The 23,934-nt window shown below is 60.7% G+C and carries 15 protein-coding genes; 7 read left to right on the plus strand and 8 right to left on the minus strand.

Going from position 1 to position 23,934, the window contains the following annotated elements; genetic code table 11:
- The first annotated feature begins 171 nt into the window (after positions 1-171).
- From AB4N47_RS10495 to AB4N47_RS10505, 3 genes are all read left to right on the plus strand, one after another.
- Positions 172-930 (plus strand): PIG-L deacetylase family protein, encoded by a 759-nt coding sequence (locus tag AB4N47_RS10495; protein ID WP_122601767.1) that lies wholly within the window; start codon positions 172-174, stop codon positions 928-930.
- 198 nt (positions 931-1,128) lie between these two features.
- Entirely contained in the window at positions 1,129-1,911 is a 783-nt protein-coding gene (locus AB4N47_RS10500) for an endonuclease/exonuclease/phosphatase family protein (RefSeq protein WP_460154501.1), read from the plus strand.
- Between the two features lie 379 nt (positions 1,912-2,290).
- Positions 2,291-3,343, plus strand: coding sequence for an autotransporter outer membrane beta-barrel domain-containing protein (locus AB4N47_RS10505; RefSeq protein ID WP_123442548.1), 1,053 nt, complete (start codon positions 2,291-2,293; stop codon positions 3,341-3,343).
- Positions 3,344-3,458: 115 nt separating this feature from the next.
- On the opposite strand, the gene glgB is transcribed toward AB4N47_RS10505, so the two are convergent.
- The 3 genes from glgB to AB4N47_RS10520 all read right to left on the minus strand — a co-directional run bounded on the left by glgB (position 3,459) and on the right by AB4N47_RS10520 (position 11,218).
- Positions 3,459-5,690 carry a 1,4-alpha-glucan branching protein GlgB gene (gene glgB / locus AB4N47_RS10510; protein WP_460154502.1) on the minus strand — a complete coding sequence of 744 codons (2,232 nt, stop codon included), beginning with the start codon at positions 5,688-5,690 and terminating at the stop codon, positions 3,459-3,461.
- A gap of 2 nt (positions 5,691-5,692) precedes the next feature.
- Positions 5,693-9,034 carry a maltose alpha-D-glucosyltransferase gene (gene treS, locus AB4N47_RS10515; RefSeq protein WP_341637609.1) on the minus strand — a complete coding sequence of 1,114 codons (3,342 nt, stop codon included), beginning with the start codon at positions 9,032-9,034 and terminating at the stop codon, positions 5,693-5,695.
- A 186-nt stretch (positions 9,035-9,220) separates the two neighbouring features.
- The gene (locus AB4N47_RS10520; protein WP_122507282.1) at positions 9,221-11,218 is read right to left on the minus strand and encodes an alpha-1,4-glucan--maltose-1-phosphate maltosyltransferase; all 1,998 of its coding nucleotides are present in this window, start codon (positions 11,216-11,218) and stop codon (positions 9,221-9,223) included.
- 218 nt (positions 11,219-11,436) lie between these two features.
- Here AB4N47_RS10520 and AB4N47_RS10525 point away from each other — a divergent pair, with 218 nt between their 5' ends.
- The gene (locus tag AB4N47_RS10525; protein ID WP_016774632.1) at positions 11,437-11,595 is read left to right on the plus strand and encodes a hypothetical protein; all 159 of its coding nucleotides are present in this window, start codon (positions 11,437-11,439) and stop codon (positions 11,593-11,595) included.
- A 150-nt stretch (positions 11,596-11,745) separates the two neighbouring features.
- Here AB4N47_RS10525 and AB4N47_RS10530 read toward each other — a convergent pair whose 3' ends face one another.
- Positions 11,746-12,258, minus strand: a complete 513-nt coding sequence (locus tag AB4N47_RS10530) for an MgtC/SapB family protein (RefSeq protein WP_016774631.1) — start codon at positions 12,256-12,258, stop codon at positions 11,746-11,748.
- 123 nt (positions 12,259-12,381) lie between these two features.
- Between AB4N47_RS10530 and AB4N47_RS10535 the strand changes: the two genes are divergently transcribed.
- The 3 genes from AB4N47_RS10535 to mapR all read left to right on the plus strand — a co-directional run bounded on the left by AB4N47_RS10535 (position 12,382) and on the right by mapR (position 15,904).
- Positions 12,382-12,630, plus strand: coding sequence for a DUF3203 family protein (locus tag AB4N47_RS10535; protein ID WP_016774630.1), 249 nt, complete (start codon positions 12,382-12,384; stop codon positions 12,628-12,630).
- A gap of 195 nt (positions 12,631-12,825) precedes the next feature.
- Positions 12,826-14,256, plus strand: coding sequence for a cytochrome c oxidase accessory protein CcoG (ccoG, locus tag AB4N47_RS10540; RefSeq protein WP_341637610.1), 1,431 nt, complete (start codon positions 12,826-12,828; stop codon positions 14,254-14,256).
- A 238-nt stretch (positions 14,257-14,494) separates the two neighbouring features.
- Positions 14,495-15,904, plus strand: coding sequence for a GntR family transcriptional regulator MpaR (gene mapR / locus AB4N47_RS10545; protein WP_460154503.1), 1,410 nt, complete (start codon positions 14,495-14,497; stop codon positions 15,902-15,904).
- A 131-nt stretch (positions 15,905-16,035) separates the two neighbouring features.
- Here mapR and AB4N47_RS10550 read toward each other — a convergent pair whose 3' ends face one another.
- From AB4N47_RS10550 to AB4N47_RS10565, 4 genes are all read right to left on the minus strand, one after another.
- Positions 16,036-16,782: an SDR family oxidoreductase gene (locus tag AB4N47_RS10550; RefSeq protein WP_024012870.1), complete on the minus strand. Its 747-nt coding sequence runs from the start codon at positions 16,780-16,782 to the stop codon at positions 16,036-16,038.
- A gap of 119 nt (positions 16,783-16,901) precedes the next feature.
- Entirely contained in the window at positions 16,902-18,983 is a 2,082-nt protein-coding gene (locus AB4N47_RS10555) for an EAL domain-containing protein (protein ID WP_122603675.1), read from the minus strand.
- Positions 18,984-19,282: 299 nt separating this feature from the next.
- Complete coding sequence (locus AB4N47_RS10560; RefSeq protein WP_460154504.1) at positions 19,283-20,755, minus strand: efflux transporter outer membrane subunit; 1,473 nt, start codon at positions 20,753-20,755, stop codon at positions 19,283-19,285.
- Positions 20,752-23,859 carry an efflux RND transporter permease subunit gene (locus AB4N47_RS10565; protein ID WP_071172349.1) on the minus strand — a complete coding sequence of 1,036 codons (3,108 nt, stop codon included), beginning with the start codon at positions 23,857-23,859 and terminating at the stop codon, positions 20,752-20,754. The genes AB4N47_RS10560 and AB4N47_RS10565 overlap by 4 nt, the downstream gene beginning before the upstream one ends.
- Between the last annotated feature and the right edge of the window lie 75 nt (positions 23,860-23,934).

Genomic DNA, 23,934 nt, shown 5'->3' on the forward strand with positions numbered 1-23,934 from the left:
CGGATCAGATTGATCTGTGACGCGACGAATCGGCTGTCTTGAGCAATACTCTGCCTCGCAGTAATCCAAGGGTTGGAGCACTGCACCGTTGCTATTCATTTGCCTTCACGGGCCGCGATCAGCGTTGGCTGCTCACGACTGAGGGCGAGATACCACAAGGACGTCGCACTCATGAAATCGTCATTACTCAACGAACACGGCCTGCCGGCACAGATCTGGAACAGCGCGCCGCAACTCGACAATATTCCCGTCATCAACACCCACAGCCTGGTACCCGCCGGCGCCCGCGCCGTGGTCATCGCCCCGCATCCGGGCGATGAAGTGGTCACTTGCGGCGGTCTGCTGCAACTGCTCTCCAGCCTTGGCCATCCCCTGCAATTGCTCTCGATTACCGACGGTAGCGCCAGCCACCCCGGCTCGCGCCAGTGGTCGGAACAGCGCCTGAGCGTATTCCGTCCGCAGGAAAGCGTCGAAGCCCTGCGCCGCCTCGGCCTGCCCATGCACAGCCTGAAGTGGGTGCGCGGCGGCTTTACCGACAACGCACTGAGTGATCAGCAAAGCCAGCTCACCGAGTTCATCGGCCGTTACCTGCGACCGGGCGACGTAGTGTTCAGTACCTGGCGCAAGGATGGCCCACCGGACCATGAAGTGGTTGGCCGGGCCAGTTTCGACGCGGCGCAGAAAGCCGGGGCGACCTACCACGATGTGCCGGTGTGGGCCTGGCACTGGCCGGAGCGCGAGCAGCAAATGATTCCCTGGGAACGCGCGCGCAAGCTGCGTCTCGACACCTGGACAGTCGCGCGCAAGAGCCACGCCACCCACGCCTATGCCAGCCAGCTCAAAGGCGAACCGGCCATCGGCATCGCCCCGCTGCTGCCACCGGTGCTGCTGGAGCGGATGCGCCTGCCGTATGAAATCGTCTTCCTCTGAACGGCGGAAGCTCACCATACCTGTGGGAGCGAGCCTGCTCGCGAAAGCGGTGTGTCATGTGTCAGATGTATTGAATGTGATGAAGTCTTCGCGAGCAGGCTCGCTCCCACATTAGCCCAGCAGTGAATCATCGGAAGGAACTGCCACCCCCTCGAACCAGTCGCATGAACAGGCATGGCCCAATTCAGAGGAGTGAACGTGTCCAGCGATCCCAAGCGTCAAGCGTTCGACGCGCCAGTCATTCATCGCCTGCGGGTACTCACGGTCAACACCCACAAGGGCTTCACCGCGCTGAATCGGCGGTTCGTTCTACCGGAGCTGCGCGAAGCGATGCGCAGTACCTCGGCCGATCTGGTGTTTCTGCAGGAAGTGGTGGGTGAGCACGAACGCCACTCCAGTCGTTACAACGACTGGCCGCAGACGTCGCAGTACGAATTCCTCGCCGACAGTATGTGGAGCGATTTTGCCTACGGCCGCAACGCCGTTTACCCGGATGGCCACCACGGCAACGCGCTGCTGTCGAAATACCCGATCCGCGAATATCGCAACCTTGACGTGTCGATCACCGGGCCTGAACGGCGCGGGCTGTTGCACTGCATTCTTGATGTCCCCGGGCATGCCGAGGTGCATGCGATCTGTGTGCATTTGAGTCTGCTGGAAAGCCATCGGCAATTGCAGTTGCAACTGCTCTGTCAGCTGCTTGAATCTCTACCCGACGATGCGCCGGTGATCATCGCCGGCGATTTCAATGACTGGCAGTTGCAAGGCAACGCCGCCCTCGCCCGTCGCGATTATCTGCATGAAGCCTTTGAGCGCCATCATGGGCGCCCGGCGAAAACCTATCCCGCGCGGTTTCCCTTGCTGAGGCTTGACCGGATCTACCTGCGCAATGCCAGTAGCCACGATCCAAGGATTCTTGGCAACAAGCCGTGGACGCATCTTTCGGATCACCTGCCGTTAGCAGTTGAAGTACACCTGTAGCTGCGTTTTTGACAGCAATTAAATGACAGGCCTTCCCGGCAACCAACGCTCGGAAGGACCTTTCGTCGGCGGCAAAAAACCGTCAGCCGCCTGCTTCGCAAGCGTTTTTCCATGCAAACAACCACTTAGTTATGAGCAGAAAAACAAACGCTTACAAAGGCTGATTTAAGCACGCCATTCATCGTGCATTTTCTTGACGCGCAGGCGTCACTCTTCTTATCTCTACCTTACTACCCCCGGAATCACTACTGGGGCTGACCTTCCGGCACTCGCGAAATCGAGCAGCCGCGGTTCGCCCCGCTCTATTCGGTCGCCCCTCGTTCGGGGTAGGAGAGGCGCCAAACACGAGATGACGCATGCGCTTGCAAGGTAGACCTCCATGAAAACTTCACTGACCCCACACGAACTGAAAATCACTCTTTGCACAGTGTCAGGTTCACTGCTGCTGTGCTCGTCCATGGAGGCGCATGCGGGATCTGCGGCGGACGAACCCGCGTGGTATCACGCCGACGTACCGGTGCTGACCCTGCCAGCAACCGTGATAACACCCGGACCGCTGCCATTGAGTCAGCAGAGTTCGCGCCTGATCACTGAGGATCTTGCCCCATCTGCCTGGGACGAGCTGTACGGCAAAAGCGCTCGGCAAGCACAGACCGACGCACTTTCATCCGGTTATGCGATGGCCGCTGGTGAGTTCAAAGGTCCGGCCGTGGTCACGTTGAAAAGCGCTAACGGGACCACTCAGACCCTTGGTCTCATAGGTGGCGACAATCAGGTCCAGCTGAATGCCGATGGTGCGCTGACCCGACGTGCCCTCGCCGACCGCAACACTGACAGCCTCAACCTGCAAGGCCAGAGCCTCGGCGCCTATTACAGTCTGGTGGGTGCGCAAGGCTGGCACGTCGACCTGTCGGCCAGCGGCGGTCGGGTCAGCGGTTTCAGTCGCACTGCGCAAGGCAATCGGCAAGCCACCGAGGGCAATGCGATGACCTTTTCCGTCGAAGGCGGTTACCCGATCGGCCTGAGTGAAAACTGGGTGGTCGAGCCGCAGGCACAACTGATCAACCAGCGCATCAGTCTCGACGCTCCGTACGCCGGCTCGGGCAATGCCTCTTCCACCGACCTGACCGCGTGGAGTGGCCGCGTCGGTGCGCGATTGAAAGGCAGTTATGACTTGAACGGGCTGCCTGTCGAACCCTACGTGCGCACCAACCTTTGGCACACCGTTTACACCGGCAGCACGGTGACCCTCGATCAGGTCGACAAGATCAGCAGCAGCCGCAAGTCTTCAACAGTGGAGTTGGGTTTGGGACTGGTGGCGCGGGTCACACCTGCGGTAAGCCTGTACATGAGCGCCGATTACAGCAGCGATGTGGATGACAATGATTTGAACGGCATTATCGGCAGCCTCGGCGTGCGGATGCGTTGGTGATCTGCTGAACGCTGAAGAACCTTGTGGGAGCGAGCCTGCTCGCGAAGCGGTGCCACCTTCAACATCATTGTTGACTGACATGGCGCCTTCGCGAGCAGGCTCGCTCCCACAGCTGCTAGCCCTGCGGCTTGAGAATCAACACCGCCAAAGGCGGAAGATTCAGCTCCAGCGACAACGATTGACCATGACTCGGTACTTCATCGGTCAATGCCCCGCCACCATTGCCATAGTTGGAGCCGGCATAAATGTCGGCGTCACTGTTGAACAGCTCGGTCCAGCGTCCGGCAAACGGCACGCCGACCCGATACGACTGGCGCGGTACCGGCGTGAAATTGGCGACGACCAAAACCGGCGAGCCGTCCTTGCTCCAGCGTAGCCATGCGTAAACGCTGTTGATCGCATCATCGCCAATCAACCACTGGAAGCCTTGCGGCGCGTCGTCCTGGTCGTGCAGCGCCGGCTCTTCGCGATACAGCCGATTGAGATCGCCCACCAGTTTCTGCACACCTTTGTGCTCGGAGTACTGCAGCAGGTACCAGTCCAGTTGCTGATCGTGGTTCCACTCGCGCCACTGGCCAAACTCGCAGCCCATGAACAACAGCTTCTTGCCCGGATGCGTCCACATGAAACTCAGATAGGCGCGCAGGTTGGCGAACTTCTGCCAGCGGTCGCCGGGCATCTTGTCGATCAGCGAGTGCTTGCCGTGCACCACTTCGTCGTGGGAAATCGGCAGGATGAAGCGCTCGGACCAGGCGTAGACCAGACCAAAGCTCAACTCGTTGTGGTGATGGGCGCGGTACACCGGGTCCTGCTGGATGTAGTGCAGCGAATCGTGCATCCAGCCCATGTTCCATTTGTAGGAAAAGCCCAGGCCGCCCTGCTGGGTGCTCTGGCTGACGCCCGGCCACGCAGTGGATTCCTCGGCGATTACCAGTGCACCCGGCGCTTCCAGTTCAACCACGTCATTCAAGTGGCGCAGGAAGTCGATGGCCTCCAGGTTCTCGCGACCACCGTGGCGGTTCGGCACCCATTCGCCAGCCTTGCGCGAATAGTCGCGATACAGCATCGACGCCACCGCATCGACACGCAGGCCATCGATATGGAAGTGTTTCAGCCAGTGCAGCGCCGAGGCCAGCATGTAGCCGTGCACTTCGGTGCGACCGAGGTTGTAGATCAGCGTGTCCCAATCCTGGTGGAAGCCTTCCAGCGGATTGCCGTATTCGTACAGCGCGGTGCCGTCGAACTGGGCCAGGCCGTGGGTATCGGTGGGGAAATGCGCCGGTACCCAGTCGAGGATCACACCGATGTCGGCCTGATGGCAGGCGTTGACGAACGCGGCGAACTGATCCGGCGTGCCGTAACGCGCACTCGGCGCGAATTGCGAAAGCAACTGATAGCCCCAGGAACCGCCGAACGGGTGCTCCATGATCGGCATCAGTTCGATGTGGGTGAATCCCAGCTCTTTCACATAAGGAATCAGCCGCTCGGCCAGTTCCTGCCAGGTGTACTGGCGCGCGACTTCGCCGAGATCATCCAGCTCGCACTGCCAGGAACCGGCGTGCAACTCGTAGATCGACAGAGGCTTGGAGCGCTGCTGGCGATCCTGACGGGAATTCATCCACTCGTGATCCTGCCAGTCGATCTGTAATGGCGAGGCGACTTTCGAGGCGGTATCCGGCGGCAGGCTGGTAGCCAGCGCCATCGGGTCGGCCTTGAGCGGCAGAATGCCGTGAGCGCCGAGGATTTCGTACTTGTACAACTCCCCCGCTTGCAGGCGAGGGATGAACAACTCCCACACGCCCGAAGGATGGCGCAGGCGCATCGGGTGACGACGACCGTCCCAGACGTTGAAATCGCCAACCACCGAGACACGGCGGGCATTCGGTGCCCACACGGCAAAGCGCACACCGTCGACACCATCAACGGTTTTCAGCTGCGCACCGAGGCAAGCGCTGAGGTCACGGTGATTGCCTTCGGCGAACAGATACAAATCCATTTCGCCCAGCAGCTGGCCAAAGCTGTACGGATCTTCGGCGACCTGCTCGCCACCGGCCCAGCGCGTGCGCAACAGGTACGGTCGCGCCTGATCGAAATGGCCGACAAACAGCCCCGGCGTCTCGGTCATCTCCAGCGGGCCAAGCTCTTCGCCGCTGTCCTTGTCCAGCACCGCGACACTCAGCGCACCCGGCAGATAAGCGCGGATGAACTGCCCGCCAGCGCCATCGCCGTGCGGGCCGAGAATGGAAAACGGGTCCTGATGTTCGGCGCGTACCAAGGCATCAATGTCGCGTGCCGAGGGTAACAATGCTTCCTTTACCACACCCTGTTCCTTGTTCGAGAAACTCATGACTACTCTCCACCAAGATCGGAAAAGGGTTTAAGCCCTGTCAATAATCCATACAAGCCGTGCAATGGCACGGGCAGCCACGTTGGGCGGTTTTCCGCCTCGTAGGCCACTTCATAAGCGGCTTTTTCCAGGCCGAACAACGCCAGCGCGGCGTCGGCACCCTGAGGATCCTGCCAGGCATGCTCAAGACTAGCTGCTGCCTCGCGGTATGCCTGGACAAATGCCTCGCGTGCTTCGCGCAGATAACGCTCGGCGACCCGTTTACGCGCCGCTTCGGCTTCGGTGCTGTTATCAACGTTGTGTACGTTGATGGTCATCGCCGCTGCGTAATCGAACGAACGCAGTACGCCGCTGACATCCTTGTACGGGCTGTGCTTGCCGCGACGCTCACTCAACGGCCGCGCCGGTTCGCCCTCGAAGTCGATCAGGTAGGCATCGCCCTTGATCACCAGCACCTGACCCAAATGCAAGTCGCCATGCACCCGGATGCGCAAGCCGCCAGTGGCTTTCTTCGCCAGATCCTGCACATGGGCAAGAATGGTTTTCTTCTCGTCGAGCAGACGCTTGACCAGTTTCTGGTCCGCCGCGTTCAACTCGCCTTGATGCTGCTTGAGCAATTTCAAGGCATGTTCGACCTGGGCGGTGACATCCTTGGCCGTCGCGGCCATGTCCTTGCTCGACGACACTTGCGGCGCAAAGTCGGCGTTGTCGGTTGGCGCAGCGAGCACCTGATGCATCTCGCCCAGACGTTGGCCGAGCATGCCGGCGAAGTCCTTCAGCTCGCCGAGCGCGTTGTAATGCTGCTCCTGCTCGGACATGGCGTCGGCCAGTTCATCACGGAGCGCCCGTTCCAGGTTGTTCTGCGTCCATTCCCACGCGTCGCCCTGATTGCTCAGGTAACCCTGGGCGATCATCAGCAAGTTGTCCTCACCCTGCGCGTCACGGCGAATCACCGAACCCAGCAGTGGCGAGATATTGGCAAACCCGGCCTCGGTCAGGTAAGCGCTCATCTCCAGTTCCGGGTGTACGCCAGAAGCCACTTTGCGTATCAGCTTAAGCACCAGGCTGTTGCCGACAACCACGGAGCTGTTCGATTGCTCGGCCGACAGGTAGCGCACATCCGACTCGGCGCCGAGGCCGAGTTTTTCCAGATGATCTGTCTGTTCGAAGCGGATTTCGCCTTCAATCGACTCCAGTACGGTGTTGTTCTGCATGCCTTGCAGAACGGCGCGGACGAAAGTCTCCAGGCTGAACGCATCAGTAATCAGACCGACCTGACGCACACGGCGTACACGCGATAGCGCCAATTGCTGCGGCAACGGCGGGCCGACATGGTCTTCGGCAATGAAGCCGAACGGCAGTTGATAACGGTTGGTCTGGCCACCGCTGGTGACTTCGATTTCGCTGAGCAGCACTGGATGCTGGGCATCACCGAAACGCACGCCGTAAGCCAGATTGACCTTCTCGATCGCCGCATCCTTGCCGGCGAACCAGCGACGGTTCTGCAGCCAGCTCGGCAGAATGCTTTGCTCCAGCGTGTTGCGCGACGGCGCTTCGAGCAGTTCTTCCATGCGTTTTTTCAGCACCAGCGTGGTGAAGTCCGGCAGGCTCTGCGCCGGTTCGACGTGCCAGCTCGGCATCTGGTTTTCCGTCGCGAGTGCGAACCAATAGAAGCCATAAGGCGCCAGGGTCAGAAGGAAATTCAACTGACCGATCGGCGGGAACGCGTTACCGCCGAGCATTTCCACCGGCACCATGCCGACGTACGCCGACAGATCCAGCTCCACTGCTTGCGCACTGCGCGAGACGTTGGCCACGCACAGGATGATTTCGTGCTTGCCATCGACATCGGTGTATTCGCGGGTATAAGCCAGCACGCGACGGTTGGCCGGCGAGAGCATTTTCAACGTGCCACGGCCGAACGCTTTCGATTGCTTGCGCACGGCTAGCAGGCGCCGCGTCCAGTTCAATAGCGAATGCGGATCGCCGGACTGGGTTTCGACGTTGACCGACTGATAGCCATACTGCGGGTCCATGATCGGCGGCAGTACCAGACTGGCCGGATCGGCGCGGGAGAAACCGCCGTTGCGGTCGATCGACCACTGCATCGGCGTACGCACGCCGTCGCGGTCGCCGAGATAGATGTTGTCGCCCATGCCGATTTCGTCGCCGTAGTACAGGGTCGGCGTGCCAGGCATCGACAGCAGCAGGCTGTTGAGCAGTTCGATGCGGCGACGGTCGCGTTCCATCAACGGTGCGAGACGACGGCGAATACCGAGGTTGATCCGCGCGCGACGGTCAGCGGCGTAGTAGTTCCATAGGTAATCGCGCTCACGATCGGTGACCATTTCCAGGGTCAGCTCATCGTGGTTACGCAGGAAAATTGCCCACTGGCAATTCGCCGGAATTTCCGGGGTCTGCCGGAGAATGTCGGTAATCGGGAAGCGATCTTCCTGCGCCAGCGCCATGTACATGCGCGGCATCAGCGGGAAGTGGAAGGCCATGTGGCATTCGTCGCCATTGACGCCAGCGGCATCGGTGTCACCGAAATACAACTGAGTGTCTTCCGGCCACTGATTGGCCTCGGCCAGCAGCATGCGGTCGGGGTAGTTGGCGTCGATCTCGGCACGGATCTGCTTGAGGACGTCGTGGGTCTCGGGCAGGTTTTCGTTGTTGGTGCCGTCGCGCTCGATCAGGTACGGAATCGCGTCGAGACGCAGACCGTCGATGCCCATGTCCAGCCAGTAGCGCATCACCGACAGCACGGCTTTCATCACTTGCGGGTTGTCGAAGTTCAAATCCGGCTGGTGCGAATAGAAGCGGTGCCAGAAGTACTGACCGGCGACCGGGTCCCAGGTCCAGTTGGACTTCTCGGTATCGAGGAAGATGATCCGCGTGCCGTCGTATTTCTGATCGTCATCGGACCAGACGTAGAAATCCCGCGCTGCCGAACCGGGTTTGGCCTTGCGCGCACGCTGGAACCACGGGTGCTGGTCGGAGGTGTGGTTGATGACCAGCTCGGTGATCACCCGTAGACCGCGCTTGTGCGCTTCGGCGATAAAGCGCTTGGCGTCGGCCATGGTCCCGTAGTCGCTGTGCACGCCACGGTATTCGGCGATGTCGTAACCATCGTCGCGACGAGGCGAAGGATAGAACGGCAGCAGCCAGATGGTGTTGACGCCGAGGTCGGCAATGTAATCGAGTTTGGCGATAAGCCCGGGAAAGTCGCCGATCCCGTCATTGTTGGAGTCGAAAAACGATTTGACGTGAACCTGATAGATCACCGCGTCCTTGTACCAGAGCGGGTCTTTGATGAAGGCGGCTGCCTTGGGTTTCTTCGCCATGTGGAACTCCTGAAAAATTCTCTGATACACCGAGGGACTCGCAGTGATGAGCCCCTGTGGCGAGGGGATTTATCCCCGTTCGGCTGCGCAGCAGTCGCAAATTGTTAACGCGGTGCAGCTTGAAAAAAGGGGCTGCTGCGCGCCCCGGCGGGGATAAATCCCCTCTCCACAAGTGCGGTGCAAATGTTACGAAGCTGTAATCCGCCAAATCCCGAACGGCTGATACGCCGGGTCAATACGCATGAACTGATATTTGCCGTGCCAGTCCCAGCGATGGCCGTTCATCAAATCTTCGCCATGGGTGGTGGCATCATCCGGCAGGCCCATTTCCCACAGCGGCAGTTCGAAATTCGCTTCCTGCACGTTATGCGGATCGAGGCTGACCGCGACCAGAATGAAATTGCTGCCATCGGCGCTGCGCTTGCCGAAGTACAGAATGTTGTCGTTCCAGGCGTTGTAGATTTTCAGCCCCAGATGGGTGTGCAGCGCCGGGTTCTGCCGGCGGATGCGGTTGAGCTGGGCGATCTCGGCAATGATGTTGCCGGGCGCGGTGAAATCGCGGACACGAATCTCGTATTTCTCCGAGTCGAGGTATTCCTCTTTGCCCGGCACCGGCGCCGATTCGCACAATTCGAAACCGGAATACATGCCCCACAGCCCCGAGCCCATAGTCGCCAGCGCCGCGCGAATGAGGAAACCGGGACGCCCCGACTCATGCAAAAACGCCGGATTGATGTCCGGGGTATTGACGAAGAAATTCGGCCGGTAGCATTCGCGCCACGGCGACTGATTCAGCTCGGTGAAATATTCCGCCAGCTCGGCCTTGGTATTGCGCCAGGTGAAATAGGTGTAGCTCTGCGAATACCCGACCTTGCCCAGACGCGCCATCATCGCCGGCGTGGTGAAGGCCTCGGCGAGGAAAATCACTTCCGGATACAGCGTGCGCACATCGGCGATCAGCCATTGCCAGAACGGCAGCGGTTTGGTGTGCGGGTTGTCAACGCGGAAGATTTTCACGCCTTCCTTGACCCAGCCAACGACGATGTCGCGCAACTCGACCCACAGGCTCGGAATCGCGTCCGGTGCATAGAAGTCGACGTTAACGATGTCCTGGTATTTCTTCGGCGGGTTTTCGGCGTATTTGATCGTGCCGTCCGGGCGCCAGTTGAACCAGCCCGGATGTTCCTTGAGCCACGGGTGGTCTTGGGAACACTGGATGGCGAAGTCGAGAGCGATTTCCAGGCCATGGTCGGCGGCGGCGGCCACCAAACGGCGGAAATCTTCACGGGTGCCGAGTTGCGAGTGAATCGCTTCGTGGCCACCCTCCTCGCTGCCGATCGCGTACGGACTGCCGGGATCGTCCGGGCCAGCGGTCAGGGAATTGTTGCGGCCCTTGCGGTGGGCGCGGCCGATCGGGTGAATCGGCGTGAAATACAGCACGTCGAAGCCCATGTCCTGAATCATCGGCAGACGCGAGTGCACGTCGTTAAAAGTGCCGTGACGCTGAGGATCGTCGGTGATCGAGCGCGGAAACAGCTCGTACCAACTGGCGAACTCGGCGAGTTCGCGCTCGACGTCCATAGGGAATTCGGCGCTGATGCTCAGATAGGCACGGTGATCGGCCTGAGCCATCAGCTCTGCACTGCGCGAGTGCAGAAACAGGGCGACCTGCTCGGTTTCGAGCAGGCCCGACAATTCATGGTGCAGCGCCGCGAGCTGCTCGCTGAGCTGCCCTTCGCTGCGTTCGGCGGCCTGTTGCACCATCGTGCGGCCTTCCTGCAGCTCCAGAGAAACCGGCACCGCCGCGCTGTGCTTCTTTTCCAGTTCGTACTGGAAGCTGGCGAAATGGTCGATCCACGCTTCGATGCAATACAGGTAGCGGCCCTGTTCCTCGGGGCGGAACTGGCCTTGCCAAGTGTTGTTGCCCTGATCGGACATGACCTCGGTCTGCCAGGTTTCCTGGCCTTCCTCGCGCCAGCGGATGCGCACGGCGAGCTTGTCATGGCCGTCGGCAAAGACTTTGCTGGTGACCACCACTTCGCGCCCGGCAATCGATTTGGCGGCGAACTGGCCGCCGTCGAGAGTCGGCATGGTGTTTTCGATGACGATACGTGGCAGCAGCAACGCCTGCGACAGCGGCATGTGCGGGTTGTAACTCAGCTCTGAAGGTCTTTCAGCAGTCATTGAGCATCTCTCCTTAACGCCCCAAGGACGCTCTTGTGCCGGAACAGTATTCGCGACAAAGCGCCGGCCCTGTCATGAACTCACTTAGGTTCCGAGCAACCGGCGCGGGGAAAAGTTCAGATGAAATTAACAAGACAAACCTGCGGATCGAATTTGTCGTGGCCGGGTCAACTCACTTAAGCACGTCCCACGCCATGTGCCATACGGAGGTCACAATGATGAGTATCCCGATCCCGGCGGAAACGCCCGATCCGAACATCGACAAACCCACCCTGCCGGAAACCGAGCCGCCACCGGTGCCCGAGCAAGAGCCGCCAGGCACCACGCCACCACCGAAAGAAGAGCCACCGAGCACGATGCCGCCGGTGATCGTCTGACCCCTGTCCCCCCCTGATCGTCTGATCGTTCCCACGCTCCGCGTGGGAATGCAGCCCGGGACGCTCTGCGTCCCATCCAGAGCCGAACGCGGAGCGTCCGTTGAAGCAATCCCACGCGGAGCGTGGGAACGATCATCAGCCGGCGGGGAGTCAGAGGTGGTCGTTCTTGTCGACATCCTTTTCGAACACCCTCACCACGTACGGCATCACGCTGAAGATCGCCAGCGCCAGGATGGTACTGAGCAATGCCGTCGCTTCCTTGCCCAGCCCCGCCGCCACGCCGATCGCTGCCGTCATCCATAAACCCGCCGCCGTGGTCAGGCCTTTGACATGGGCCTCGTCGCCCTGCTGATTTTTCAGAATGGTGCCGGCGCCGAGAAAGCCGATCCCGGCAATCACGCCCTGCAAGACCCGACTCATGGCATCGGATTCTGCGCCCGAGGTCTGTGGCACCAATACGAATAGCGCAGCACCCAATGCCACCAGCATGTGCGTGCGCACGCCCGCTGCCTTGCCTTTATGCTCGCGCTCGAAACCGAGTATCCCGCCGAGAATCGCCGCCATCACCAGGCGTACGGTGATCCGGGTCATTTGCGAGGCATCACCGATATCGGCGAACTCGGCTTGCATCGTAGCCCACACTTCATCCCACCAGTCTTCCATCGTGCCTCCCTTGTAATTGGCTTGATAAGCGATGGACAACAGCGACCATTAATCGGTTGCGCAGAACGATCGGCGCGCTGCGCTTCCTAATATGCAGACCTCCCTGGAACAAGGACTGCCGCCATGCCCGTTCGAATCGATGAATCCAACCCCGAGCAGAAAGTGTGTTTTTTTACCGTCGAGCATGGTGAGGAAATTCGCATCTGCGACACCCTCGAAGTCCTGACCGATAGCGACAAAGCCATGTCGTTCGTGGAAATCGAAGGCAAACGCACCTACATCACCGAAGCAGAAGCCGATGCCTTGACCGTCGCCGGGGCCAAGGATGGGCGCAAACATCTGAAGGCTGATGACAGTGATTCGGTGGTTTGATTGACCTCGATCAACATCCGCCGCAGACGCCTGCAATAGGCGTTTGCGCCGCGCCTGGCAGGTTGCTTCAAGTTGTCGCAGGCACTGCGCCAAACCTCATCTGATCCGCTTTTTATTGCCAAACCTGAGTCTGTTCTGCAAACAGATCGGCGCTCATAGTGCATCGGCCTGATGGAGGCTGATGAGCGAACGAACATGAGCGAGCAAATCCCCGTCCGAACCGTAGAAGCATCGCCAACGATAAAAAGCGTACCCGCGCGCCCACTGAAAGCGACCGCCGGATCCACCGACAAGCAGATCCACACTCGCAGTTTCACCGGCCTGTTCCGCAACCTGCGTATGAGCGGTGCCGGACTTCTGTTCGTGCTGTTCTTCGGCACCGTGTGGTTGAACTGGGGCGGTCGGCAGGCCGTACTTTGGGATCTGGCGGAAAGCAAATTCCACATCTTTGGCGCGACGTTCTGGCCGCAGGATTTCATTCTGCTCTCGGCCCTGCTGATCATTGCTGCGTTCGGACTCTTCGCCATCACCGTGTTTGCCGGTCGCGTCTGGTGCGGTTACACCTGCCCGCAGAGTTCGTGGACGTGGATCTTCATGTGGTGCGAGAAGATCACCGAAGGCGAGCGCAACCAGCGCATCAAACTGCAAGCGGCGCCATGGAGCCTGAACAAACTGGCGCGGCGTGCCGCCAAACACACGTTGTGGCTGGCAATTAGCGTGATGACCGGCCTGACCTTCGTCGGCTATTTCACCCCGATCCGGCCGCTGGCCGAAGAGCTGCTGACCCTGCAGATCGGTGGCGTCAGTCTGTTCTGGGTGCTGTTCTTCGCCGCCGCCACCTACATCAACGCCGGTTGGCTGCGTGAGGCGGTGTGCATGCACATGTGCCCGTATGCGCGGTTCCAGAGTGTGATGTTCGACAAGGACACGCTGACCATTGCCTACAACGCCGCACGCGGCGAAAACCGCGGCCCGCGCAGGCGTGACGTGCGCCCGGTCGAAGCCGGCCTGGGTGATTGCATCGACTGCCAGTTGTGCGTGCAGGTCTGCCCGACCGGCATCGATATCCGCGATGGCTTGCAAATGGAATGCATCGGCTGCGCAGCATGCATCGACGCCTGCGATTCGATCATGGACAAAATGCATTACCCGCGCGGCCTGATCCGCTACAGTTCCGAGCGCGAATTGCAGGGCGGCAAGACTCATCTGCTGCGTCCGCGTTTGATTGGCTATACGGCGGTGTTACTGGTGATGATCGGCGCGTTGGCGCTGGCATTGATCGAGCGACCGATGGTGTCGCTGGACGTGACCAAGGATCGCGGGTTGTTCCGCGAGAACGCTCAAGGCCAGATCGAGAATATTTATTCGCTGAAAGTGATCAACAAGACTCAGCAACGGCAGGATTACCGGTTGAGTCTGGTTGATGGCGACGGGTTTGAGTTGCAGGGCAAAACAGCATTGAGCCTGGCGCCCGGGGAGATTGTCGATGTGCCGGTGTCGGTGGCGATGACCACCGAGCGCCCGGCGAGCAGTTCGCAGACATTGAGTTTCAGGATTGAAGACAGTGACGAGCCGCAGGTATACAGCGTGGCGAACAGCCGGTTTGTGGCGCCGATGAATCGTTGAGGAGATGGCACTGCTGCCCTCACCCCAGCCCTCTCCCGGAGGGAGAGGGAGCCGACCGAGGTGTCTGTCGCTATGCATCGACCTGAAAGACCGAGTCGATTGTGGATTCGGCAAAGCACTGTCAGGTCGGCGTATTTCATCAGCATCCTCCAATCAGTCCCCTCTCCCTCTGGGAGAGGGCTAGGGTGAGGGCTCCTTCCCTGACACCCCACAAAATCACGTCCACCAAGGCCCACCGATGAAACGCTACGAAAAATTCGCCGACGACATCGCTGAACTGATCCGCTCCGGCGTCCTCGGCCCTGGCCAGCGGGTACCGTCGGTGCGCTATGCCAGCCAGGCTTACGGGGTTAGCCCGTCGACAGTATTCCAGGCCTATTACCTGCTCGAACGCCGCGGCCTGATCCGCGCCCGGCCGCGCTCCGGATACTTCGTCAACGCCCATACGCCGAGCACATTTTCCGAGCCGGTGATCAGCAACCAGGTCAACGAATCCACCGAGGTCGACGTCAGCGAACTGGTGTTCTCGGTGCTCGATTCGATCAAAGACCCCAACACCGTGCCCTTCGGCTCGGCCTTCCCCAGCCCGACGCTGTTCCCGCTGCAACGCCTGTCGCGTTCGCTGGCCAGCGCCGCGCGGGAGATGGACCCGCGCATGGTCGTCACCGATATGTCCCCGGGCAACCCGCAACTGCGCCGGCAGATTGCCCTGCGCTACATGGTCGGCGGGCTGATGCTGCCGATGGAAGAGCTACTGATCACCAACGGCGCTCTCGAAGCGCTGAACCTGTGCCTGCAAGCGGTGACCGAGCCCGGTGACCTGGTGGCCATCGAAGCCCCGGCGTTCTACGCCAGCCTGCAAGTGCTCGAACGCTTAAAGCTCAAAGCCGTGGAGATACCCGTGCACCCGCGTGACGGCATAGACCTCGGCGTGCTCGCGCAGACTCTGGAACGCCATCCGATCAAGGCCTGCTGGTGCATGACCAGTTTCCAGAACCCGATGGGCGCGACCGTGCCCGAGGCGAAGAAACAGGAACTGGTCGAACTGCTGCGTCAGCATCAGGTACCGTTGATCGAGGACGACGTCTACGCCGAGCTTTATTACGGGCAACAGGCGCCAAAACCGGCCAAGGCTTTTGATACTGAAGGATTGGTCATGCATTGCGGCTCGTTCGCCAAAAGTCTCGCCCCCGGCTACCGCATCGGCTGGGTGGCGGCCGGGCGTTTCGCGCAGAAGATCGAGCGACTGAAGCTGATGACCTCGCTGTGCGCTTCGATGCCGGCGCAAGCGGCGATTGCCGATTATCTGCAACACGGCGGCTACGATCGGCATCTGCGCAAACTGCGTTATGCCCTGGAAGAACAGCAGAGCGCGATGCTCGCGGCGATTGCCCGTTACTTTCCGGCACAGACCCGCGTCAGCCAGCCGGCGGGCGGCTACTTTCTGTGGCTGGAATTGCCGGAGCGGATGGATTCGCTGAAGCTGTTTCAAATGGCATGGGCGCAAGGCATCAGTATCGCGCCGGGGCCGATTTTCTCACCGACCCAGCGTTTCAGAAATTGCATTCGCTTGAATTACGGCAGCCCGTGGACCGAGGAATCGGAAAAGGCCATGGAGACGTTGGGGCGGATTGTGCGGTCGTTCTGAGGGATAGATGTTGTCGGGACTGGCCCCTTCGCGAGCAGGCTCGCTCCCACAGTTGATTTGTGAATACAGAACCAATGTGGGAGCGAGCCTGCTCGCGAAGAGGCCGGCGTTAACACCGCAAATCCACCGGCTTAACGCCCACCCCCCAAATCCACAAACGTCCCGGTCGCATACGAAGCCTTGTCCGACAGCAACCAGACAATCGCTTCCGCCACTTCATCCGGCCGCCCGCCCCGGGCCATGGGAATCGCCGATTCGAGCTTGCTGACCCGATCCGGGTCGCCGCTCAGGGCATGGAAGTCGGTGTAGATGTAGCCCGGACGCACGGCATTGACGCGAATGCCCTCACCCGCCACTTCTTTCGACAGACCGATGGTGAACGTGTCGAGCGCCCCCTTGGATGCGGCGTAATCAACGTACTCGTTCGGCGAACCGAGGCGTGCCGCGACCGAGGAGACGTTGACGATGCTGCCGCCCTGCCCGCCGTGTTTGGGCGACATGCGCAGGATCGCGTGCTTGGCGCAGAGGATCGGCGCCAGCACGTTGGTTTTCATGATTTTGAGGATGCGGAATTCGGACATTTCATCGACCCGCGACTTCTGCCCGACGGTGCCGGCGTTGTTGACCAGCGCGGTAACCCGGCCCAGTTCGGCGTCGACGCGCTGAAACATCGCGATCACTTCGTCTTCGATACTGACATCGGCGCGAACCGCGATGGCCTGTGCGCCCAAGGCTCGAACCTGCTCAAGCACGCTGTGTGCGGCCTGTTCATCCGACTGGTAGTTGATGCAGATCCGGTAGCCCTGTTCGGCTGCCAACAATGCCGTAGCCGCGCCGATTCCGCGCCCGCCACCGGTGATAACAATGACTTTATCCATGCTGGCCTTCCCCCACGTGCACACGTAACAGTCGGGGGAAGAATAACTGCGATTGGCGGGTTTTGCATGTGGCGCCTATCCGGGCGCCTTCGCGAGCAAGCTCGCTCCCACAGGGTCTCTCAGACCACCGCCAGCCGTTGCCCACGCACGATGTCCTGCATGAAGCGCTCCGCCGGCATCGGATGGCCAAGCAGATAACCCTGCAGCGAGTCACAGCCCAGTTTGGTCAGGAAATCCTGTTGCGCGCCGGTCTCGACACCCTCGGCGACAATCCGCAAGTCCAGCGCCTGCCCCAGCGCGACAATCGCCGAGACGATCGCCGCATCATCGCTGTCGTGCTCCAGATCACGGACGAAACCGCGATCGATCTTCAATTCATTGGCCGGCAGGCGCTTGAGGTACATCAGGCTGGAATAACCGGTGCCGAAGTCGTCGATCGACAGGTCGACGCCCATGTCCGACAGCTCTTGCAGCACAGTCATGCTCGCATCGGCGTCGCTCATGGCCGTGGTTTCAGTGATTTCCAGAGTCAGGCTGTTGGCCGGCAAGTGGTGGGTTGCCAGCGCCTTGGCCACGCTTTGCACCAGCCCGGCATGGCAGAACTGCAAGGCCGAGAGGTTCACGGCAATGCGCCAGTCGGTGTAACCGAGCACGTACCATTCGCGCATCTGCCGGCAGGCTTCGTTGAGCACCCATTCGCCCATCGGAATGATCAGCCCGGTTTTCTCCGCCAGATCGATGAACTTGTCCGGCATCAGCATGCCGTGCAGCGGATGCTTCCAACGCAGCAGTGCTTCGGCACCGACCGGACGGCCATTGGCGGCGTCGAATTTGGGTTGGTAATGCAGGCAGAACTGGTTGTGCTCGATGGCCGCGCGCAGGTCCTGCAACAGTTGCAGTTGTTTGCGCGCGTTGGTGTTCATCGACGCATCGAAGAAGCTGTAGCCGTTCTTGCCACCGCCCTTGGCGTGGTACATCGCGGCGTCGGCGTTCATCAGCAGTTCCTGGGCGTTGGCGCCGTTGCCCGGATACAGGGCAATGCCGACGCTGGCGGAAATCTGCAGATCATGCTCGGCGACGCGGAACGTGCGACCGATCAGGCCGACCTGACGCGCGGCCAGGCCCAAGGCGTCATTGGGCTCGCTCAAGCGCACCAGCAAAACGAACTCATCGCCGCCGATTCGCGCCAGGGTGTCCTGGCTGCGCAAATCCTCACGCAGACGCGCGCCGACTTCGCGCAGCAATTGGTCGCCCATGTGATGGCCGAATGCGTCGTTGACCGGTTTGAAGCCGTCGAGGTCGATGAACATCAAGGCGAAGCAGCCGCCCTGCTCTTCAACTTTTCTGATTGCCTGATTGATGCGGTCGTCGAGCAACATGCGATTGGGCAGGCTGGTCAGCGGATCGTGCAAGGCCAATTGGGTGAGTTCGCGATTGGCCACCGTCAGCGAGTGCGCCAGATCAGCGGTGCGCGCTTCGAGGCGGGCGTCGAGGATCGAGGTCAACAGGGCAATCGACAGCACCGCCAGCGTGGTGACCACGACCAGGCTGTCGAGGCCGTTGCCCTTCAAGCCATTGAGTGTCGCGCCGCAGAAACTGCCGTCAGGAAATTGCGCCGCCGCCATGCCGGTGTAGTGCATGCCGACAATCGCCACCCCCATGATCACCGCCGCGCCAGCACGAATCAGCCGGACATAGGGCGAATGCTGGCGCAGGCGAAAGGCAATCCACAATGCCGCTGCCGAGGCGCCGACGGCAATCAGCAGGGAGGCACTGAACAGCGTCGGGTCGTAATCGATGCCCGGTGTCATGCGCAGCGCGGCCATACCGGTGTAATGCATGGCGCTGATGCCCGCTCCCATGATCAGCGCACCGAAGGCCAGTTGCGCCAGGGGCAGCTTCGGCTGGCTGACCAGCCACAACGCAAAGCCGCAGGACAGCACCGCGATCAGCAGCGACAGCGCAGTGAGGGCGAAGTCATAGCCCAGGTCGATCGGCAATTTGAAGGCGAGCATGCCGATGAAATGCATCGACCAGACGCCAACGCCCATCGCCAACGCCCCGCCCGCCGTCCAGAAATGCACGGCCCGGCCTTTCGCCGTGGCGATGCGCCCGGTGAGATCGAGCGCCGTGTAGGAAGCCAGAATGGCCACGCACAACGAAATGAAAACCAGGGTGAAGGAGTAGCTGCCGATGAGCATGGACGTTCTCGTGACAAGCCGAAACCGTACTGCTTCCATTCTCGGTCGGGCAAATGCGGCGATTGTACTGATTGCGCGAAATAACGCACTGACAAAGTAACCAAATTGCCATCAAGCCGATGAAACGCTTGTTCGATCGTCCTACAAGGCTCTGCGGTGGGCTTTAACCTAAGCTGAACTGGCTGATGACGATCGTTCCCACGCTCTGCGTGGGAATGCAGCCGGGGACGCTCCGCGTCCCTTTCAAAGCTGAACGCGGAGCGTCCGGTGAGGCATTCCCACGCAGAGCGTGGGAATGATCATCGGGTGTTGTCGCTGACATCCAGTTGGCCGTCCCAGCCGCCGCCCAGTGCGGCGATCAGTTGCACGCTGGCAATCAATCGACTCTGCAGAATATTCAGCACACTGCGTTCGTTGCTCAGCGCCGTGGCCTGCACAACGACTACGTCGATATAAGCAATCAGGCCCGCCTTGTACTGGTTTTCCGTCAGGCGCAGGGAATCGCGGGCGGCATCCAGCGCTTCCTGGCGTACCGCCGCTTCGTCTTCATACACCTTGAGCTGGACCAGGTAGTTTTCCACTTCGCGGAAACCGTCGAGCACGGTCTGGCGGTAGCGGGCGACGGTTTCGTCGTAGGCGGCTTCGCTGCGGTCGACCTCGGCCGAACGAATGCCGCCGTCGAACAGCGGCAAGGAAAGCTGCGGGCCGACCGACCAGAAACGGTTCGGCAGGCTGATCAGGTTTTTCGAGGTACTGCTGCTGTAGCCGCCGCTCAGGCTCAGGGTCAGGTCCGGGTAATACGCGGCTTTCGCCACGCCGATGTTGGCATTGGCGGCAATCACCGAGCGCTCTGCAGAAGCGATGTCAGGACGGCGTTCCAGCAGTTGTGAAGGCAAGCTCAGCGGTACCTGCGGCAGATTCGGGATGCTCTGGCTCTCGGCAATGCTGAAGTTGGCCGGTGCTTCGCCGGTCAGTACGGCGATGGCGTTTTCAAACTGTGCGCGCTGCCAGATCAGATCGACCAGATCGGCCTGGGTGCTTTTCAACTGGGTTTGCGCCTGCGCCACCGCATCACGCCCGGAAACCCCGGCACGATACTGGTTCTGGGTCATTTTCAGCGAGCGTTCATAAGCGGCAACGGTGGCCTCGAGCAGACGCTTCTGCTGATCGATGACGCGCAGTTGCAGGTAGTTCTGCACCAGTTCCGATTGCTGACTCAGACGCATCGCTGCCAGATCGGCAAAGCTCGCCTGGGCGTTGGCCTCGTCGGCCTCCAGGCCACGGCGCAGCTTGCCCCAGACATCGGCTTCCCAACTGACGCCCAGTTGCGCGGTGTAGGTATCACGAATACCGCTTGAGGAACTGCTCAGGCTCGAACTGCTGCTGCCGGTGCCCTGACTCGAGCGGTTCTTGCCCAGACTCAGGTCGACACTGGGGTAAAACGCGCCGCGTGCACTGCGCACCAAAGCCTGCGCCTGACGAAACTGCGCTTCAGACTGGGCGACGGTCTGGTTGGAGCTGTTGAGTTTTTCGATCAAGGCGTTGAGCTGTTGGTCGCCGTACAACTCCCACCAGGCGCCACGGGCCAGCGAGTCGCTGGGATTGGCCTGACGCCAGCCCTCGGCTTCCTTGAACTGAGCGATTTCGGCAGTTTGCGGGCGCTGGTAGTCCGGGCCGACTGCGCAAGCGCTGAGCAGCGCCACGCACAGTGACAGGCTCAACAGGCGCGAGCCGCGAACGGTGGCCAATTGGATAAGCGAACGGTCAGTCATAGCGGAGTTTCCAGAGCGGCATCAGTGCGCACGCCACGCCATTTGTTGAAGCGATGGCGCAGCTTGTCGAGATAAAGGTAAACCACCGGGGTGGTGTAAAGGGTCAGGACCTGGCTGAACACCAGGCCGCCAATGATCGTCAGTCCCAGCGGCTGGCGCATTTCCGCACCCTCGGCACGGCCGAGCAGCAAGGGCAAGGCGCCGAGGATCGCGGCCAGCGTGGTCATCAGAATCGGTCGCAGGCGTTGCAGGCAGGCGCTGCGGATCGACTCCAGCGGCGACAGGCCCTGATGACGCTCCAATTGCAGCGCCAGATCGATCATCAGAATGGCGTTTTTCTTCACCACGCCGATCAGCAGGAATATCCCCAGCAGGGAAATCAGGCTGAACTCGCCCCCCAATGCATAGATCGACAGCAACGCGCCAACCCCGGCCGAGGGCAAGGTCGAAAGAATGGTCAGCGGGTGGATGTAGCTTTCATACAGCACGCCGAGCACCAGATACACGGCCAGCAACGCACCGAGGATCATGAACGGCTGGCTCTTCTGCGTCGCGGCGAAGGCGTCAGCAGTGCCGGCCATTTTCGCAATCACATCCTCCGGCAGGCCGACCTTGGCGATCGCCCGTTCAATGGCAGCACTGCCCTGCTCTACGGTCACGCCTTCGGCCATGTCAAAGGAAATGCTTTCGGACGCGAACTGGCCTTCATGGCTGACCCGGTCGTTTTCCAGGCTGTTTTCGTAATGGGCGAACGTCGACAGCGGCACCCGCGCACCGTCAGCGGTAATCACCTCGACTTGCTTGAGCGTCACCGGATCCTGGGCGTATTTCGGATTGACCTCCATCACCACCTGGTACTGGTTGAGGCTGTCGTAGATCGTCGAAATCTGCCGCTGGCTGTAAGCGTTATTGAGCACCGCGGTGACCATGTTCATGTCGACCCCCAGGCGTTTGGCCTGATCCCGGTCGACAATCAGCGTCACCTGTTGCGCCCCGGCACCTTCGCGGGCATCGATGGCGGTCAGCTCGGGCAAGGCACGCAACGCGGTGACCACTTTCGGGAACCACTTGCGCAGCTCGGCGAGGTCGCCGCTCTGCAGGATGTAGGTGTATTGCGAACTGGTCTGCTCGCGGCCGCCACCAAACTGCAGATCCTGGTCGGCCATCAGCATCAACTGCGCCCCGGGCACTTTGGGCATTTCCTTGCGCAGGCGTTCTATGACCTTCTGCGCTGAAAGCTGGCGCTCCTTGATCGGCTTCAGGCGCACGATCATGAACGCGTTGTTGGTGCCGTTGTTGCCGCCGATGAACCCGGCCACGCTTTCCACCGCTTCATCCTTGAGCACGGCGCGGCGGAAGGTTTCCATTTTCGGCTGCATGACGTTGAACGACAGACCGTCGTCGCCACGCACGAAACCGATCAACTGGCCGGTGTCCTGCTGCGGCAGGAAGGTTTTCGGCACCACCACATAAAGCGCGATGTTGACGCCAACGGTGAGCAGCAGACTGAACAAGGTCAGACGGCGATGACGCAATACCCAGTCGAGGCTGGTGGCGTATTTGCCGACCATCCAGTCGTTGGTCTTGTGGCTCCAGCGTTGCAGGCGGTTTTCCTGGCCCGGCGTGTGCGGCTTGAGCCAGCGCGCGCAGAGCATCGGTGTCAGTGTCAGGGACACCACCAGCGACACCACGATTGCCGCCGCCAGGGTGATGGAAAATTCGCGAAACAGGCTCTCGACCAGCCCGCCCATGAACAGGATCGACAGGAACACCGCCACCAGCGAGACGTTCATCGACAGCAGGGTAAAGCCGACTTCCTTGGCCCCGAGGTACGCCGCCTGCATCGGTTTGACGCCTTCGTCGATGTGCCGGGAAATGTTTTCCAGCACCACGATGGCGTCGTCCACCACTAGACCCGTGGCGAGAATCAGCGCCATCAGCGACAGGTTGTTCAGCGAGAACCCGTACAGGTACATCACCGCAAAGGTACCGACCAGCGACACCGGCACCGCCAGGGTCGGGATCAGCGAGGCGCGGAAGTTACCCAGAAACAGGTAAACCACCAACACCACCAGCGCGACGGCGATCAGCAAGGTCATTTCGGCTTCGTGCAGCGTGGCCTTGATCACTGGCGAGCGATCCATGGCCAGATTGAGTTTGACGCTGGCCGGCAGCACCGCTTGCAGCGCGGGCAACTGTGCCTTGATCTCGTTGACCGTCTCGATGATGTTGGCGCCGGCCTGACGGTTGATCACCAGCAATACCGCCGCGTCGTCGTTGAAGAAACCGCTGTTGTAACGGTCTTCGACGCCATCGCTGACTTTCGCCACATCCTTGAGACGCAATGCGGCGCCGTCGGCGTAGTGAATGATCAGCGACTCATAATCCTTGGCTTTCTCCAACTGGTCGTTGGCCTGGATCTGCCACAAGCGCTCGCCGTCCTCGACCGAACCCTTGGGCCGCCGTACGTTAGCGTCGGCAATGGTCTTGCGCACATCGTCGAGGGCCACGCCGTACTGGTTCAGCGCCTGCGGCTCGAGTTCGATGCGCACCGCCGGCAGCGAACTGCCACCGATCTGCACTTCACCGACGCCCTGCACTTGCGACAGGCTTTGCGAGAGGATGGTCGAGGCCAGGTCGTAGAGCTGGCCTTTTTCCAGCACATCCGAGGTCAGCGACAGCACCATGATCGGCGCCTGCGACGGGTTGACCTTTTTATACGTCGGCATGCTGCGCATCCCGCTCGGCAGCAGATTGCGCGAAGCATTGATCGCCGCCTGCACCTCCCGCGCCGCGCCGTTGATGTCGCGGTCGAGGTCAAATTGCAGAATCACCCGCGTCGAACCCTGACTGGAACGGCTGCTCATGGTGTTGACGCCGGCAATCGCACCGAACGAACGCTCCAGCGGCGTCGCCACCGTCGAAGCCATCACCTCGGGACTGGCGCCCGGCAGACTGGCCTGAACCACGATCACCGGGAAATCCATCTGCGGCAATGGCGATACCGGCAACAGACCGAAGCTGACACCGCCGAGCAACATGATGGCCAGCGAGAGCAGCATGGTTGCCACGGGGCGTTTGATGAAAGGGCCGGAGAGGTTCATAGCGTCGAGCTCCAAGCTGCAAGCTGCGAGCTACAAGCTGTTCCTGCGCGCGCAGGCTGCTGTTTTCTTGCAGCT

Source organism: Pseudomonas sp. S3_G06, assembly GCF_054667565.1.

Bases quoted from the DNA above. Each gene is read 5' to 3' on its own strand.
- AB4N47_RS10495 (WP_122601767.1), top strand. From the start codon at position 172: ATGAAATCGTCATTACTCAACGAACACGGCCTGCCGGCACAGATCTGG.
- AB4N47_RS10505 (WP_123442548.1), top strand. From the start codon at position 2,291: ATGAAAACTTCACTGACCCCACACGAACTGAAAATCACTCTTTGCACA.
- glgB (WP_460154502.1), bottom strand. From the start codon at position 5,690: ATGAGTTTCTCGAACAAGGAACAGGGTGTGGTAAAGGAAGCATTGTTA.
- treS (WP_341637609.1), bottom strand. From the start codon at position 9,034: ATGGCGAAGAAACCCAAGGCAGCCGCCTTCATCAAAGACCCGCTCTGG.
- AB4N47_RS10520 (WP_122507282.1), bottom strand. From the start codon at position 11,218: ATGACTGCTGAAAGACCTTCAGAGCTGAGTTACAACCCGCACATGCCG.
- AB4N47_RS10525 (WP_016774632.1), top strand. From the start codon at position 11,437: ATGAGTATCCCGATCCCGGCGGAAACGCCCGATCCGAACATCGACAAA.
- AB4N47_RS10530 (WP_016774631.1), bottom strand. From the start codon at position 12,258: ATGGAAGACTGGTGGGATGAAGTGTGGGCTACGATGCAAGCCGAGTTC.
- AB4N47_RS10535 (WP_016774630.1), top strand. From the start codon at position 12,382: ATGCCCGTTCGAATCGATGAATCCAACCCCGAGCAGAAAGTGTGTTTT.
- ccoG (WP_341637610.1), top strand. From the start codon at position 12,826: ATGAGCGAGCAAATCCCCGTCCGAACCGTAGAAGCATCGCCAACGATA.
- mapR (WP_460154503.1), top strand. From the start codon at position 14,495: ATGAAACGCTACGAAAAATTCGCCGACGACATCGCTGAACTGATCCGC.
- AB4N47_RS10550 (WP_024012870.1), bottom strand. From the start codon at position 16,782: ATGGATAAAGTCATTGTTATCACCGGTGGCGGGCGCGGAATCGGCGCG.
- AB4N47_RS10555 (WP_122603675.1), bottom strand. From the start codon at position 18,983: ATGCTCATCGGCAGCTACTCCTTCACCCTGGTTTTCATTTCGTTGTGC.
- AB4N47_RS10560 (WP_460154504.1), bottom strand. From the start codon at position 20,755: ATGACTGACCGTTCGCTTATCCAATTGGCCACCGTTCGCGGCTCGCGC.
- AB4N47_RS10565 (WP_071172349.1), bottom strand. From the start codon at position 23,859: ATGAACCTCTCCGGCCCTTTCATCAAACGCCCCGTGGCAACCATGCTG.